This is a genomic window from Wenzhouxiangella sp. AB-CW3 (assembly GCF_014725735.1).
Lineage (GTDB): Bacteria > Pseudomonadota > Gammaproteobacteria > Xanthomonadales > Wenzhouxiangellaceae > Wenzhouxiangella.
This window is the reverse complement of sequence record NZ_CP061368.1, coordinates 13,073-27,874: the sequence shown is the minus strand read 5'-3', so window position 1 is coordinate 27,874 and position 14,802 is coordinate 13,073. Positions and strand designations below refer to the sequence as shown.

Genomic DNA, 14,802 nt, shown 5'->3' with positions numbered 1-14,802 from the left:
GGGGCCGGAACCGAGGTGAATCGCCTAGCGGGCAGTCCAACTCCGATGGCGTTCTGGTGCCACCTAATCGCGCCGTGCAAGTTCAAACGCAAGACTGCGCAATGACTCATGCGGGTTGACCGAAGCACGGATCGACTGTGCCTGCCTTCATCACCTCGAACCCGGCCCCGCGCAAGACTACTCGCCACCTGATGTGTATGAGGAGGTTGATGACGGTGGGTCAATAGCGGCACCTGACCACTATCGGTCTACTCCCACATATCGAAGCGGGTGGTACTCGAGCGAGGTCGGCCTGAGCGCTAGCGGGCCGAGATCGCTCGAATGCTACCCGCTGCTCCACCTCAATGGTCAGGTGCCTCCAAACCGCCGTTGGGAACAACTCCCAACTTGTCGGGGGTTCCGCGCGCGGCTGCGCTATAGTCAGGGCTTTCCCCCTCGCGTTATCAGCATGAAGAACCCCGCAAACCATGACTCAACCCTGGACACCGCCTGCGTGCACGCCGGCGAAGAGAAGCTGGAGGCCCGTTTCGGTCTCAACACCCCGGTGATCACCAGTTCGGCGTTCGATTACACCGATGGCGAGGTGCGCTATCCGCGCTATCACAACAGCCTCAACCATCAGGTCGTGGCTGCGAAGATCGCCCGGCTGGAAGGCGCCGAAGCCGGGCTGGTGACCGCCAGCGGCATGGGCTCAATCAGCGCCGTGTTCCTGTCCCTGATGAAACCGGGCGATCACGCCGTCCTGCTCGACGGGCTCTACGGCGGCACCACCGACCTGGTCGAAGGGCTGCTCACCCCGTCAGGTTTTCGATTTTCGATCTGGGATGGCGACCCCGACCATCTCGACAGCCTGATCACGCCGCATACCCGCCTGCTGCTGGTCGAATCGCCAACCAACCCGCTCATGACCATCGTCGATCTCGAACACACTGCCGCCATCGCACAGCAGCACGACACCGTCAGCGTGATCGACAACACCTTCGCCACCCCGGTGGTGCAACAACCGATCCGGCATGGCTTCGACCTGGTCGTCCATTCCGGGACCAAGTATCTCGGCGGACATTCCGACCTGCTATGCGGTGCGCTGGCCGGCAGCAAGGAACTGATTGAGCACATTCATCCGACCGTCGTGCGACTGGGTTCAAGCCTCAACGGCCAGGATCTCTACCTGCTCGAACGTTCCCTCAAGACACTCTCGCTTCGGGTCAGGCAGCAGTCGGCCAATGCCCTGGAACTGGCCCGTCGGCTCGACGGGCACGAGGCCATCGACGAGGTGCTCTATCCGGGCCTGCCCGAACACCCGTCTCACACTATCGCCAGCGGCCAGATGAAAGGCTTCGGCGGCATGCTGTCGTTGCGGCTCGGAAAGGATCGCGACCCCACCCGTTTTCTCGACGCGCTGGAGCTGATTCGCCCGGCCATCAGCCTGGGTGGCGTGGAAACCACGATTTCCCAGCCATCACGTTCCAGCCATGCCAAGCTCGGCGACTCCGAACGGAATCGACTGGACATCGATGATCACCTGTTCCGGCTATCGACCGGCATCGAGGGCGTGGATGATCTGTGGCATGATCTTCGCCATGCGCTGAACTAGGAGCCCCCTGGTGTTTCGCAGTCTGCCACTGATCGTCGCCCTGGCCCTGCTGGGCTGGGCATTCTGGTCCAGCGAGACAGTGGCCGACATCGCCTCCGGCGTGGCCCTTTTCCTGTTCGGCATGATGGCGCTGGAACAGGGCCTGCGCGGACTGACCGGCGGCACGCTGGAACGTCTGCTGAGGTTGTCGACGGACCGGCTCTGGAAGGGGCTGACTTTCGGTGCGGCTTCCACGGCGCTGACCCAGTCGAGCACGCTGGTCTCGTTGCTGACCATCTCCTTTCTCAGTTCCGGACTGCTTGGGCTGCAGCAAGGGCTGGGGGTGATCTTCGGCGCCAACCTGGGCACCACCACCGGCGCCTGGCTGATGGCCGGGCCGGCACTGCACTTCAATATCGGGCGCGGCGCATTGCCAATGCTGACCTTCGGCGTGGTATTCATTCTCACCCGCCAGGTGACCCTGCGTTCGCTGGGCTGGGTACTGGTCGGAATCGGCTTCCTGTTTCTGGGCATTCAATGGATGAAGGACGGCTTCGAAGCCTTTCAGCAGGCCTTCGACCTGACGGCCTGGACCATGACCGGTTGGCAGGGACTGGTGGTCTACACCGCCATCGGCATCTTCGCGACGGTGATCATGCAGTCCAGCCATGCCACGCTGATTCTGACCATCACCGCCCTGGCCGCCGGACAGATTGGGTACGAGAATGCGCTGGCCATTTCCATTGGCGCCAACATCGGCACGGCGGTGTCTACCGGATTGGCGGCCATCACCGCCAATATCGAGGGCCGACGACTGGCCGGTGCCCACCTGTTGTTCAATCTGGTCACTGCGGCCGTGGCACTATTACTGATAACGCCTTTCATGCTGGCCGTGGAGTGGCTGGCCGGACTGCTGAGCCTGGCCGAAGAAAACCATGCCGTGCGACTGGCCATCTTCCACACCCTGTTCAACCTGGCCGGCATCCTGATCATGGTGCCGCTGATCCCGTCCATGGTAAGGGTCCTCGAGCGTGTGTTCCGGAGCAAGCCGGCACCGGCCAGCAAGCCGCGCTACATCGGCAAGGCGGTTGCCGACATCCCGGGCCCAGCCATGGAAGCCGCGCGCAAGGAACTGGTGCGCCTTTTCGGTCGCATCTTCAAGATCATTGCCACATCACTGAACTACGAGCCGGCCGAATTGCGCAACGCGGTCGACCGGGAAAAGTTCAAGACACCCCCGCATCGTGTGCGCTCACACGACCTGGATGCACTGTACCAGGAGCGGGTCAAACCACTTCACGGCCTGATCGTGGATTTTCTGGCCCGGGTTCCCGTCCGGGGCGAGCGGGCCCGCCAACTCGTTATGATGCGGACATCGAGCCAGCGTTTGCTCGAATCGGTCAAAGACACCAAGCACCTTCAGAAAAATATGGTGCGTTACCTGCGCTCGTCAAATCCCGGTATTCGTGGTGAGTACCTGGCCATTCGCGCCAACCTCGGAGAACTGCTGCAGCGGCTCGAAGCGCTTTCACGCGACCCGGGCGAAGACCTTGAACTCAGCCTGGGGGAATTGGCAGCACGTGCCGAAACCAATGACATCGTCACCAACGGTCATCTTGACCAACTTATCCGCGATCGAGCAATCACTGCCGAACAGGCCACCTCGCTGATGAACGACAGCGCCTACGCCTACCGAATCGCAAGCAACCTGATTGCGGCTGCGCGTGCACTTTTCCTGCCGTTCGAGGAGCTGGACGCCGAACTGCGCGAAGAGCTGGCGCTGGAGTCGGGTGAGTTACGCGACATCCTGCAATCGTCGGATGAAACAAGCAGGCAACAAGGAGGACATTCTCCATGAGTGGAAAGTCCAACCTGAGGAAATTCCGGGAGTTCCTCTCCAGTGACTATCGCGACCAGCTCAAAAAACGCGACAAGCTCCGGAAGATGCTCGGGCAGATGCGCAAAAAGCAGCGCCGGCTCGAATCGGAACTGGAAGCCGAAAAGCAGCCCGATGCGCGCGAGCTGCTCGAAATGCAGATCCGGCTGCTGCGCGAACAGCGCCGCAAGGGCATCAATTTGCTGCGCGAACTTCGCCAAGCCCGCAAGAAGGGCGACAAGGACTAACCGGCTTCCCCGAGTCAACCTCAAAGCCACCAGGCCAGATACTCAGGCCTGCCTGCTCCACTCCCGGTAAGGGTGATCAATCAGATTGGAGTTGAAATAGCGCGGGTCATCAGAGACCTCCTCGCCCAGCCACTCGGGGCGCTCGAAGGCTTCGTCCTCGGCCTCGAGTTCGATTTCAGCGACTACCAGTCCGTGGTTATCGCCATTGAACTCGTCGACTTCCCAGACATGGTTGCCATGCTCGATCCGGTAGCGGGTCTTGTCGATGAACGGTTGGTAACAGAGGGTATCGAGCATGACCTCGGCATCAGCCAGTGGAATCGGATATTCGAATTCCAGCCGTGTGATCCCCTCGCTCTGTCCCTTGATCGTCAGCCAGGCGTCATCTTCGATCACGCGGACGCGCACCACCCGCTGCTTGTCGGTCGACAGGTAAGCCTGACGAACACGTTCGCCCTTGCCAGGCTGCTTCCAGCCCGGACCGGCGACCAGAAATTTGCGTTCGATCTCTGTATGGGTCATGGATATGAGGAGGTGAAAGGTAAAAGGTGAGAGGTGAAAGGGGGTACGAAAAACGCCGGCCCATGGCCGGCGTCTTTCTTGATGCAAGATGTCCGACCGTCAGCGGGCGCCGGGTTCGGCGAACTTGGCCATCCAGTCGGCCACCTGCTCGTACCAGTAGATGGAGTTGTTCGGCTTGAGAATCCAGTGGTTCTCGTCCGGGTAGTAGATCAGGCGCGACTCGATGCCCTTGCTCTGCATGGTGCGGAACAGTTCGAAGGCCTGGCCGACCGGCACGCGGTAGTCGAGCTGACCATGAATGATCAGTGCCGGGGTATGGAAATCCTCGGCGAAGTAGTGCGGCGAGATGTCCCGGTAGATGCTCGGGTCATCCCAGTAGTTGCCGAAACGCACCGAGTGCACGGCAAAGTCGGCCGCCATCTGCGAGTACATGTTGTAAACCGGGGCGTGAATCAGCAGCGTTTTGAAGGGGTGATCCTTGCCCAGCAGGATGGAAGACAGGTAGCCGCCGTAACTGCCACCGCCGGCGACCATGCGCTCGTCGTCGATCCAGTCCTGGTCGGCAAACCAGTCGGCCGCGGCGATGGTGTCGTTGTAGGGCGCGGTGATCCAGTCGGGGTTGATGTAGTCGGTGAAGTCCTGGCCCCAGCCCGGTGTGCCGTGGAAATTGTGCCAGGCGGTGACGTAGCCCCAGGAGGCGAAGGTCTGGGCATTCCAGCGGTAGTGGAAGCCGTCGGTGATCGGGCTGTGCGGGCCGCCGTGAATCAGCAGGAACAGCGGGTATTCCTTGCTTTCGTCGAAGCCGGGCGGGTAGTTGACCCACATCTGGATCTCCTCGCCATTGTGGCCGGTGTAGGTCACCGACTCGTAGGTGCCCAGGTCGACCTCGGCGAGCAGCTCGTTGTTGATGGTATCCAGGCGGGTGGGCTCGCCGCTGTCGGCATCGAGTCTGACCAGGCGGGCCGGGTACAGGAAGCTTTCGTTGGTCGCCACCATCGTGCCGTCCTCGGCGATGCTCAGACCGCCGAAGTTGGTCGCACCGGTGACCGCGCGAACCTCGCCATCGAGGTCGATGTGGAAAACCCGGGTGGTGCCATCATCGGCGGCGATACCAAACCAGCCGTTGCTGTCGGCGGCCCAGACCAGCCCGCCCGGCGAGCGATCCCAGTCGTCGGTGACGCTGCGGGTCTCGCCGGTTTCCAGGTCATGCAGCTGGATGTTGACGGTGTCGGCATAGAAACCGGGGATCTGCTGTCCACCCCAGGCCAGCCAGCGTCCGTCCGGGCTGAACATCGGCGACGAGTCGCCGGCCGGGTTGTCGCTGAGATTCTCGGCGCTGTCGCCGCCGATCTCGGCGAGAAAGACGTCAGTGGAGGGGTCGACATGATCATCGCGATCGGACAGGAAGGCGATATGGGTTTCGGCGGGATGAATGTCGAAGCTGCCGGCACCCTGGGAAGAGCGCGGCAGTTCGCGTCCCAGCGGCTGGGTGACCGGCTCGATGTCGCCGCCATCGGCGGGAATGCGGAACACGTGCGCCTGGCGATCCTCTTCGATCCAGTGATCCCAGAACGAGTAGGGCAGCGCGTTCCACTGGCGGGCCGAAACATGCGAATCGGCCTCGGCCTGCTGCTGCTCCTCGATTTCCTCCCAGGTCTTGTCCGGCCACACCCGCGAGATGAAATACAGGTACTCGCCCACCCACTTGACGCCATTGACGCCGGTGGGCACCTCGGTGAGGCGCTCGGCCTCGCCGGGGCGGTCCATGGGCAGGAGATAGATCTGCGTGGCCTCGTCATCATCACGGCGGCTGGTGAAGGCCAGCGTGCTGCCGTCGGGAGAGAACACCGCGTTGCCTGCCGAGACCCCGCTGGCGGTCAGTGGCCGTTCGACCGTACCGTCGGTGTGAAACAGCCACAGCCGGGTCTCGGAGGAATCATCATCGGTGTCGTAGGCGGTGACCGGCGCGACCACGTGACCGCCCTCGGGGGCAATCACCGGCGAGCCGATGCGCTCAAGCTGCCACAACACCTCGACCGACAACGGCTTGATGTCGTCGGTCAGTGCAATGGCAGGCAGCAGAAGGATCAGAATGAATATCAGTTTTCTCATTGTTTGCCTCTGTTTGGGGTGTTTTGGTTAGAGGGGGAGAAGGGGAGAGGGGGAGAGGAATACCCTTGCCATGGAGCCGACTGTGTCCTCTTCCGTCTCTCCCTCTTCCCCTCTTATCCTCTACCCTTCAATACAACACCAGCCGATCGACATCCATGGTGTAGGCGGCATCGGCAGTGTCATTGGAAATGTCCTCGATATTGAGCGTGCCTTCCATCCAGAAGGCATCCCAGATGTTGACCATGGGAATGGGTTCTTCCAGGCGGCCGTAGATAATCTGGTTGGCCGGCGGTGGTGGCACGTGAATGCAGGCGCCGAAGTAGGGCACCAGGAAAAATTCTTTGAGCTTGCCGTTGCCGTCGGTTTCCACCGGGACCACGAAACCGGGAATGCGAACATTCTCGCCATCGAGCTTGCCGACGGTGGTGTAGGACTGGAACGGTTCGGGGGCCTCGAAGCCGGAGTGATCCACTTCACTGGACTCGGCCAGCCAGGTCTCGGCCTCTTCTTCGGGCATCAGTTCCAGCCACTCGAGTTCACGCGGCTCGTCTGCCAGCGCGGGCAAGGCCAGTGACAGGGTGGTGGCGGTCAACAAGACGAGTCGCAGCTTGTTCATCGGTTCGAACTCCTCATCGAATAGGTGTTCTTCGGCAGCCTGTTGAGACTGTGGTTGACCGAGTCTGGTTCACATTCTCACCTGCATGCCGTCGGCCAGTGTCCGGCGATAGGCCATCAACGCCGGGACCAGGCCGATGGCCAGACCCGCGCCCAGGATGCCGGCGAGCACCAGCCAAAGGGCACCAGCCGGCCAGCTTGCCACGACATGCAGACCGAAAGTGGTCAGCAACCATGGCGCGGCCAGCGCCTGAGCCAGCAGCGCCAGCGCGACGCCCGCGATAATGCCACAGGCGGCGATGAGACCGGCCTCGAACACCAGCAATCCGGCAATCTGCCACGGCCGGGCCCCGTTGGCTCGCAGTATGGCCATTTCGCGTCGGCGCTCGTTGAGCGTGGTGAGCAGCACGGTGAGCATGCCGAGCAGCCCGGCGAGCACCACCATGCCGGCGACCACGCGCAGGATCTGTTCGGCCAGACCGGTGATGCGCCACAACTCCTGCAGGGTGATACCGGGCATGATCGCGGTGAGGGCTTCAGCCCGGTAATCGTTGATTCGGCGCTGCAAACCGAACACGGCCGCTCGGGTCTGCAGTCCCAGCAGTACGGCGGTCACGCTTTCAGGGTGCAACTCCCCGGCACGCTCACGCGCCTGATCGGGATCGATCTCGGCGCCGGGCATTCGGGTGCCACGCTCCCAGCCGATATGGATGGCGCGATGGGCCGGCAGAGAAATGTAAAGGGTCTGGTCAACTGGGGTGCCGGTCGGCGCCAGAATCCCGGAAATGGTAAACGGGTGATCCTCATGCTGCTGCAAGGCCGTGCTCCCGGTCCCGTGCGACAGCACGATGCGGTCAGCGATGTCGTAACCGAGCTGGCGTGCGACCTGGTGGCCGACCACCACATCGAACAGGTCGTCGAAGGCCTGGCCTTCGGCGAACTCCAGCGCACGGCGATCGCCGTAGCGGAAATACTCGAACAGGGCATCGCTGGTACCCATCACCCGGTAGCCGCGATGCATGTCGCCCAGCGCCATGGGAATGGCCCAGGCCACATCACTGGTGCCGGCCAGCTCCTGGTAGGTCTGCCAGGAGACGTTGTTGGTGGCATCACCGATGCCGAAGACCGAGTAGAGCAGCAGCTGGATGGGCGCAGTTCTTGCCCCGACGATCAGGTCGGTGCCCGAGACCGAGCGGTAGAAGCCGTCGCGCACTTCCGAGCGCATCTGCTCGACCAGCACCAGCAGGCCGATGGACAGGGCAATCGTGAGTACCGTGAGGACCACGGCAAAGCGGCGGTTGATCAGCGAACGCAGCGCCAGGCCGAACAGGTTCATGTCACTACCCCAGCGCGGTTGATCTCCGATAGGCTGACCCGGCGATCGAACTGGCCGGCCAGCGACGGGTCGTGACTGACGAACAGCAGCGCACTGCCGGCGGCCTCGACCTGGCCGAACAGCAGATCGATGAAGGCTTCGCGGCGGTCATGGTCCAGCGCGGAAGTGGGTTCGTCAGCCAGCACCAGGCGTGGCTTGCCGATCAGCGCCCGGGCGGCAGCCACGCGTTGTTGCTGACCGACGCTGAGGGTATCAGCCCGCTTGCCGCGCAGGGCGGGCGCCAGGCCCATGCCATCGAGCAGCGCGTCGGCAGCCTCGACCACATTACCGGCACGCCGGGCACGTGCCTTCGAGAAACGACACGGCAGCATGACGTTGGCACGAACATCCAGCCAGGGCAGCAGGTTGAACTGCTGGAAGATCACGCCCAGGTGCTCGGCGCGGAAGCGGTCGCGCCGGGCCGCCGACAAGGCACCGAGATCGGTCTGATCGAAGCGGATGCGTCCGCTTGCCGGTCGGATCAATCCACCAATGGCGGCCAGCAGGGTGGATTTGCCCGAGCCGCTGGGTCCCTGCAAGAAAACGCGTTCACCCGGTGCGATGCGGAATTCAGGCAGATCCAGCACCGGCTGGCTGTCCCCCGGCCAGGTGAAGCGAAGATCTTCGATCTGCAGCAACTCGGGCATGATGGGTTACTGCAGGCGGATGCGGGCGTCGCTGGCAGTCAGTCGCAGTCGCTCGGCGTGGGTTTCGGTCAGGACATCCATGCGGATCTCCTCGTTGGCGGGATAGTCCTCGAACAATTTCAGTTCCAGCCATTCCAGTCGTTCGGGCTGTTCGCAGGTGATGTCGAGTTCGAGATGGAATTCAGCATGCTCGTGGTGGTTATGGTCATGGTCGTCGCCATGATCGTAAGCGTCTGCGGCCCCAAAACCTGGCGCGGCCAGTTCAAGCTGCTCAATTCGGCATTCGCCATGTGGATGGAATGCCAGCCAGGTACCCGACTCCAGGAAGTGCTGGACTTCGCTCAATCGTCCGCGCTGAGCCTCGTCCCTGGGTGCATGTTCGAAACCAACCAGGTTCATCCCCGGCACCACCAGCGACAGATTCAGACGACCCGAGTCCTTGGCCAGCGTTCCGGTCGCCTGTCCATGGACATGGGCGCCGTGCTGGCGCTCCAGCGAGGCGGCTTGCGTGGTCATGGCGAATACGGCGGCGGCAAATGGCATCAACAGGGCAAGCAGCGGTTTCATAGTGTCGTCTCCTGCATCAGGCTGGAATGATAGCGGTTCGTGGGATGTTATAATATAACACTCTTGCTTAATAGAGATCCATCATGCGCTTCTCCCGCTGGCCCGACCGCCTCGGCATGGTCATCGCCATCGGCTGCGGTATCCACTGCGCTGCCATGACCATTGCATTCCTGGCCTGGCCGGCATTGTGGCTTAATCGCAGTCTGTGGGAACGCGGCGTGTGGCAACAATTGATTGTTGTCGAGTGGACGCTGCTCGGGCTGGCCTGGGTGCTGATTCTGAGCACCTCCGTCCTTGGCTGGCTCGGTCATGGGCGCTGGCAGCCGCCGGTGCTGGGTTTGGCCGGGATCAGTCTGATGACCGCCTCGATCGTCTCGCCATTGCACACTCTGGGCTACTGGGGCAGCGGGCTGGCCCTGTTGGGCGGCGTCATGGTGGCAACCGCCCACTGGATGAACCTGCGACTGGCCTGTCAGAGGGGCCGGGCACCGCCCCGGAAACGGTCGGGTTTGCATGGCCCCGGCGCTTGACGCACAATTGCGCGCTTAAGCCACGTGAATTCTCGGGGAAAGAACAACAATGCAGACAACTTCCATTCACGGCATGTGGTCATCGCGCCTGGCCTTCATTCTCGCCGCCACCGGCTCTGCGGTGGGCCTGGGCAACATCTGGCGCTTTCCGTATGTGACCTCCGACAATGGCGGCGGCGCCTTTGTGCTGATCTATCTGGCCTGTATTCTGCTGGTCGGCCTGCCGATCATGTGGACCGAGATCGTCATCGGCCGGCGCGGGAGAATGAGTCCGATCAACTCGATCCGCGAGCTGGCCGATGATGCCGGAGCATCGCGCAAGTGGATGGGCCTGGGCATCATCGGGGTGCTGGCCGGGTTCCTGATCCTGTCGTTCTACTCGGTCGTGGCCGGGTGGACGCTGCACTACGGCTTTCTTTATCTCAAGGAGCTGTTTGGTGGCACGCCCATCACCGACCCCGAAGCCACATTCACTGGTCTGTTGGCCAGTCCCGGCGAACTTACTTTCTGGCATGGCCTGTTTATGCTGATGACCATGGGGGTGGTGGCCTTTGGCGTCGAAAAGGGACTGGAAAGGGCGGTGAGCATTCTCATGCCGATGCTGTTCGTGTTGCTGCTGGTGCTGCTCGGCTACGGCATGAACACCGGGTATTTCACGGACGCCGCCTCATTCCTGTTCCGTCCCGACTGGTCCCAGGTCTCCGGTGGCATGATCGTGACGGCCATGGGGCAGGCCTTCTTTACCCTGAGCCTGGGCATGTGCGCCATCATGACTTACGGTGCCTACCTGCCATCGGGGGTCAATATCCCCAAGGTTGGCATTACCGTGGCCGCCACCGATACCGTGGTGGCACTGATTGCCGGCCTGGCCATCTTCCCCATCGTGATCTCTTTCGGCCTCGATCCGGAAGGTGGCGGTGCCGGCCTAATCTTCACCTCGTTGCCTCTGGCCTTTGCCGAGATGCCGTTCGGCATTATCTATGGCTTCCTGTTCTTCACCCTGCTCTCGATTGCCGCCTGGACCAGCGGAATTTCGCTGATGGAACCGGCCACCGCCTATATCGTGGAATCAACCAACCTGTCGCGCAAAGCCGCCGCGCTTTGCGTGGCCGCGGTGGCCTGGATCATGGGGCTGGCCTCCGTGTTCTCGTTCAACCTGTGGGCGGAGGTCTCGATCGGCGGCCGGGATGTGATGAGTGCCATCGAATACGTGGCCAATGACATCATGCTACCCGTGGGCGGGTTACTGACCGCCCTGTTCGGCGGCTGGATACTTTCCAGCCGGATCACGCGCGAGGAGCTGGACAAGAAGATGCCGACCTGGGCCTTCAATGCCTGGCTCTGGATCACTCGCATCGTCACTCCGGCGCTGATCCTGGTGGTGCTGGCCGGCTTGTTCGGAATCATCTGAGCCGGCCAAAACCCGCCCGATCCCGCGTCCTCACCATCGCTGTAGCCAGCCGGCAGCCCGATTACCGGGCTGCCGGCTTTGCGCACGGCCTGCGTTCATCCGCGATTTCACGATTCAAGTCAGCGCCTTGGCTAAGATTCATAGGGCATAAAGATATGTGATGGAAGTCTCATATTTTTGGGGTATTGAGATATATTGCAAAAAATTCGAGACGCTTAGCGTAGTTTTCCGCACGCTCTTGGGCCATGATGTCGGTCTGTTTCCAGGGGCTGCTTCGGAATTCTGATGCAGCAGGGGCGAGCAGATTTCCATTCAACAGAACCATCATTTCCACGGGGAGAAGAAAGTGAAATTCCATTCTTGTTGGCAGAACGCCTGGCGTTCGTTGCTACCGGCTGTCGTGCTGGTGGCATTGTTGGTGCAGACCGCGCAAGGGCAGGTCGTTCGTTCATTCGACGAACGCGCCAGCTTCAGCGAACGCGGCGACATCTATCTGATCGGCAACACACTGTTGACCTGTGAGCCTGGCGGCACCCCGGACTGTTCGCAGGTGCAGTCGGGAGAGGTTTCGGGCAACAACAATCGGCAAATGCAGTATGTGAATATTGATGGCGGCGCCGGATTCGACAATTCCTCCAGCGCCGACCTGATCCTGCCGCCCGATACCGAGGTCCTGTTTGCCGGCCTTTACTGGGGTGCGCGGGCAGAGCCGACAGACGCGGATCGCGAAACCATCCAGTTGCGCGAGCCCGGCGCCACGTCGTATCAGACCATCACCTCTGTTCAGACCGACACCATCACCGCCCAGGGCACGGCAGCAACCAGACCCTACCAGGGTTTTGCCGATGTGACCTCCATTGTGCAGGCGGCCGGCACCGGCACCTATTATGTCGGTGATCTCACGGCCAGCCTGGGCAATGACGGACTGGGATTCTATGGCGGATGGAGCCTGGTGGTTGTCGTCGAGGATCCCGCCGAACCGTTTCGCCGCCTCAGCGTTTACGACGGCGCGGCCAATATTGCCGGGTCTACGACTGAAACGGTGAACATTTCAGGTTTGCTGACCCCTTCCAGCGGGTCGTTTACAACCCGCCTGGGTGCCTTGGTCTGGGAAGGCGACGAGGGGATCGAGAATGATCGCTTCCGACTGGAGGGGGTCGACCTGTCCGATCCGCTCAATCCGGTCAACAACTTCTGGAACAGCAGCATTACGCGTCTCGGAACCCGGATATCCGACAAGAACCCCGATTTCGTCAACCAGCTTGCCGTCGATATCAACTATATCGATGCCTCCGGCATCCTGGCTAATGGCGCGACCGAGGCGGATGTCGAGTTTGTTACCGATGGAGACGCCTACTTTCCACACGCGCTGGCATTTGCCGTTGACCTGCATGTGCCCGACCTTGTCACCAGCCTTTAGAAAACAGCCAGTGACATCAATGGCGGGGACCTGATGCCCGGCGATATCATTGAGTACACCATCACCTTCGAGAATGCGGGCAACGACGGTGCCGACCTGGTGGTCGTCACGGATCAGATACCGGCCGGCACGACCTATGTGCCCGACTCGCTGGAGATCATCGACAACGCCAGCGGTGCACCAACCGGTCCGCAAAGTGATGCAGCCGGTGACGACCTGGCGGAATTCGACGCCGTGGCGAACCAGGTCATCTTCCGGCTCGGGGACGGGGCCGACGAAAACAATGGCGGCCTCATTCCTGGGGGTGAAACCGGCGGCGTCCGGTTCCAGGTGCAGATCGATGATGATGATTCGATGTACGGTGCCACGGTGGAGAACCTGGCGGTGGTCACGCATATCGCCGAGACCTTGACCGAACTGGAATTCGAAGGTCAGGCAGAAGTGGAAACGGAAGTGGCCGACCCTGCCATTGCGCTCACCAAGACCATCGAAAGTGGCGACCCCTATGCCGAGGCAGGAGACAGCATCCTGTACTCACTGGTCGCGACCAATACCGGAAGTGCCACGCTCCATGATGTCAGCATCGTTGATCCCGATGCCGTGCTTTCCAACTGCAGTCCGAGCATGCCGGCAACACTGTCGCCTGGCCAGACGCTGAGCTGTGACGGGGCCTACACGGTCGAACAGGCCGACGTCGATGCGGGCAGTTTTACCAATACCGCGACGGTGACCGCAACGGCGGACAACGATGATGAGTTTTCCGACCAGGACTCGGCAACGGCCAGTGGTCCGACAGCGAGCCCGGAGCTGGATGTAAACAAGATCCTGTCGTCCGCGCCCGATCCGGTCGAGGTCGGCAGTGTATTGACTTACACCATCGCCGCGACCAACACTGGAAACGTCACCCTGAACAATGTCGTGGTCAGTGATCCCATGATCAGCGTGACCGGTGGCAGCAGCCCCTGTGCCACACTGCTTCCGGGTGACAGTTGTACCCTGATCGGCGAATACAGCGTCATTCAGGATGATGTGGATAGTGGCGCAATCTCCAACACGGCCACGGCCAATTCCGACGAAACCGGCGAGGAGGAAGACACCCTGGTCACTGATCTGGACCAGGACCCATCGCTTGCCATCGTGAAGGAGTTGAGTGATGCGCCCGATCCGATCGAGGTCGGCAGTGTATTGACTTACACCATCGCCGCGACCAACACCGGAAACGTCACCCTGAACAATGTCGTGGTCAGTGATCCCATGATCAGCGTGACCGGTGGCAGCAGCCCCTGTGCCACACTGCTTCCAGGTGACAGTTGTACCCTGATCGGTGAATACAGCGTCATTCAGGATGATGTGGATAGTGGCGCAATCTCCAACACGGCCACGGCCAATTCCGACGAAACCGGCGAGGAGGAAGACACCCTGGTCACTGATCTGGACCAGGACTCATCCCTGGCCATTGTGAAGGAGTTGAGTGACGCACCGGACCCTGTTGAGGTCGGCAGCGTGCTGACTTACACCGTCACCGCGACCAATAGCGGCAACGTGACCTTGCAGACCGTTCGGGTAGATGATCCCATCACAACGCCTTCGTCGATCGAGTGCAGCAATGTCGAGCCCGGCGGTGAATGCGTGCTGGTCGGCACCTACACCGTCAGCGAGTCGGATCAGCACGCCGGTGGCGTCGACAATGTCGCGACGGCAACCGGATCGGTCGATGGCTCGACTGATCTGCCAGAGATCAGCGATGATCACCAGATACCCGTGCAGGCTCTGCCGGCGATTCCGGTACCGATTCTCAGCACACTTGGATTGATGCTGTTCATGTTGCTGATGCTCGCCAGTGGCTGGCTGATGCTGCGGCATCTGGCTGTGCGACAGGGCTGAGGGCTTTTGAACAGCCAGCAAT

The 14,802-nt window shown here is 61.4% G+C and carries 13 protein-coding genes; 7 read left to right on the top strand and 6 right to left on the bottom strand.

Annotation, left to right across the window (positions count from 1 at the left end):
- Nucleotides 1–448: 448 nt before the first annotated feature.
- From IC757_RS00115 to IC757_RS00105, 3 genes are read left to right on the top strand one after another with little or no spacing between them, the layout of a single operon-like run.
- On the top strand, nt 449–1,594 hold the full coding sequence (locus IC757_RS00115; protein ID WP_190975405.1) for a trans-sulfuration enzyme family protein: 1,146 nt from the start codon (nt 449–451) through the stop codon (nt 1,592–1,594).
- A gap of 10 nt (nt 1,595–1,604) precedes the next feature.
- Complete coding sequence (locus tag IC757_RS00110; RefSeq protein ID WP_190975404.1) at nt 1,605–3,431, top strand: Na/Pi cotransporter family protein; 1,827 nt, start codon at nt 1,605–1,607, stop codon at nt 3,429–3,431.
- Nucleotides 3,428–3,697 (top strand): hypothetical protein, encoded by a 270-nt coding sequence (locus IC757_RS00105; protein ID WP_190975403.1) that lies wholly within the window; start codon nt 3,428–3,430, stop codon nt 3,695–3,697. Before IC757_RS00110 ends, IC757_RS00105 begins: the two co-directional genes overlap by 4 nt.
- Nucleotides 3,698–3,739: 42 nt before the next feature.
- On the opposite strand, the gene IC757_RS00100 is transcribed toward IC757_RS00105, so the two are convergent.
- The 6 genes from IC757_RS00100 to IC757_RS00075 all read right to left on the bottom strand — a co-directional run bounded on the left by IC757_RS00100 (nt 3,740) and on the right by IC757_RS00075 (nt 9,535).
- Nucleotides 3,740–4,219 (bottom strand): CYTH domain-containing protein, encoded by a 480-nt coding sequence (locus tag IC757_RS00100; RefSeq protein ID WP_190975402.1) that lies wholly within the window; start codon nt 4,217–4,219, stop codon nt 3,740–3,742.
- Between the two features lie 99 nt (nt 4,220–4,318).
- On the bottom strand, nt 4,319–6,331 hold the full coding sequence (locus IC757_RS00095) for an alpha/beta hydrolase family protein (RefSeq protein ID WP_190975401.1): 2,013 nt from the start codon (nt 6,329–6,331) through the stop codon (nt 4,319–4,321).
- A gap of 127 nt (nt 6,332–6,458) precedes the next feature.
- Nucleotides 6,459–6,947 carry a DUF3299 domain-containing protein gene (locus tag IC757_RS00090; protein ID WP_190975400.1) on the bottom strand — a complete coding sequence of 163 codons (489 nt, stop codon included), beginning with the start codon at nt 6,945–6,947 and terminating at the stop codon, nt 6,459–6,461.
- 69 nt (nt 6,948–7,016) lie between these two features.
- The gene (locus tag IC757_RS00085; RefSeq protein ID WP_190975399.1) at nt 7,017–8,282 is read right to left on the bottom strand and encodes an ABC transporter permease; all 1,266 of its coding nucleotides are present in this window, start codon (nt 8,280–8,282) and stop codon (nt 7,017–7,019) included.
- Entirely contained in the window at nt 8,279–8,968 is a 690-nt protein-coding gene (locus IC757_RS00080; protein ID WP_223846179.1) for an ABC transporter ATP-binding protein, read from the bottom strand. The genes IC757_RS00085 and IC757_RS00080 overlap by 4 nt, the downstream gene beginning before the upstream one ends.
- Before the next feature lie 6 nt (nt 8,969–8,974).
- The gene (locus IC757_RS00075; RefSeq protein WP_190975398.1) at nt 8,975–9,535 is read right to left on the bottom strand and encodes a ZrgA family zinc uptake protein; all 561 of its coding nucleotides are present in this window, start codon (nt 9,533–9,535) and stop codon (nt 8,975–8,977) included.
- A gap of 83 nt (nt 9,536–9,618) precedes the next feature.
- Between IC757_RS00075 and IC757_RS00070 the strand changes: the two genes are divergently transcribed.
- The 4 genes from IC757_RS00070 to IC757_RS00055 all read left to right on the top strand — a co-directional run bounded on the left by IC757_RS00070 (nt 9,619) and on the right by IC757_RS00055 (nt 14,780).
- Nucleotides 9,619–10,065: a MerC domain-containing protein gene (locus tag IC757_RS00070; RefSeq protein ID WP_190975397.1), complete on the top strand. Its 447-nt coding sequence runs from the start codon at nt 9,619–9,621 to the stop codon at nt 10,063–10,065.
- 49 nt (nt 10,066–10,114) lie between these two features.
- Nucleotides 10,115–11,476: a sodium-dependent transporter gene (locus IC757_RS00065; protein ID WP_190975396.1), complete on the top strand. Its 1,362-nt coding sequence runs from the start codon at nt 10,115–10,117 to the stop codon at nt 11,474–11,476.
- A gap of 346 nt (nt 11,477–11,822) precedes the next feature.
- On the top strand, nt 11,823–12,896 hold the full coding sequence (locus tag IC757_RS00060) for a hypothetical protein (RefSeq protein ID WP_190975395.1): 1,074 nt from the start codon (nt 11,823–11,825) through the stop codon (nt 12,894–12,896).
- 33 nt (nt 12,897–12,929) lie between these two features.
- Nucleotides 12,930–14,780: a DUF11 domain-containing protein gene (locus IC757_RS00055; protein WP_190975394.1), complete on the top strand. Its 1,851-nt coding sequence runs from the start codon at nt 12,930–12,932 to the stop codon at nt 14,778–14,780.
- Nucleotides 14,781–14,802 lie beyond the last annotated feature (22 nt).

Excerpts from the sequence above, each read along its gene's own strand:
- IC757_RS00115 (WP_190975405.1), top strand. The coding sequence starts at position 449 with ATGAAGAACCCCGCAAACCATGACTCAACCCTGGACACCGCCTGCGTG.
- IC757_RS00105 (WP_190975403.1), top strand. The coding sequence starts at position 3,428 with ATGAGTGGAAAGTCCAACCTGAGGAAATTCCGGGAGTTCCTCTCCAGT.
- IC757_RS00100 (WP_190975402.1), bottom strand. The coding sequence starts at position 4,219 with ATGACCCATACAGAGATCGAACGCAAATTTCTGGTCGCCGGTCCGGGC.
- IC757_RS00095 (WP_190975401.1), bottom strand. The coding sequence starts at position 6,331 with ATGAGAAAACTGATATTCATTCTGATCCTTCTGCTGCCTGCCATTGCA.
- IC757_RS00090 (WP_190975400.1), bottom strand. The coding sequence starts at position 6,947 with ATGAACAAGCTGCGACTCGTCTTGTTGACCGCCACCACCCTGTCACTG.
- IC757_RS00085 (WP_190975399.1), bottom strand. The coding sequence starts at position 8,282 with ATGAACCTGTTCGGCCTGGCGCTGCGTTCGCTGATCAACCGCCGCTTT.
- IC757_RS00080 (WP_223846179.1), bottom strand. The coding sequence starts at position 8,968 with ATGCCCGAGTTGCTGCAGATCGAAGATCTTCGCTTCACCTGGCCGGGG.
- IC757_RS00075 (WP_190975398.1), bottom strand. The coding sequence starts at position 9,535 with ATGAAACCGCTGCTTGCCCTGTTGATGCCATTTGCCGCCGCCGTATTC.
- IC757_RS00070 (WP_190975397.1), top strand. The coding sequence starts at position 9,619 with ATGCGCTTCTCCCGCTGGCCCGACCGCCTCGGCATGGTCATCGCCATC.
- IC757_RS00065 (WP_190975396.1), top strand. The coding sequence starts at position 10,115 with ATGCAGACAACTTCCATTCACGGCATGTGGTCATCGCGCCTGGCCTTC.
- IC757_RS00055 (WP_190975394.1), top strand. The coding sequence starts at position 12,930 with ATGCCCGGCGATATCATTGAGTACACCATCACCTTCGAGAATGCGGGC.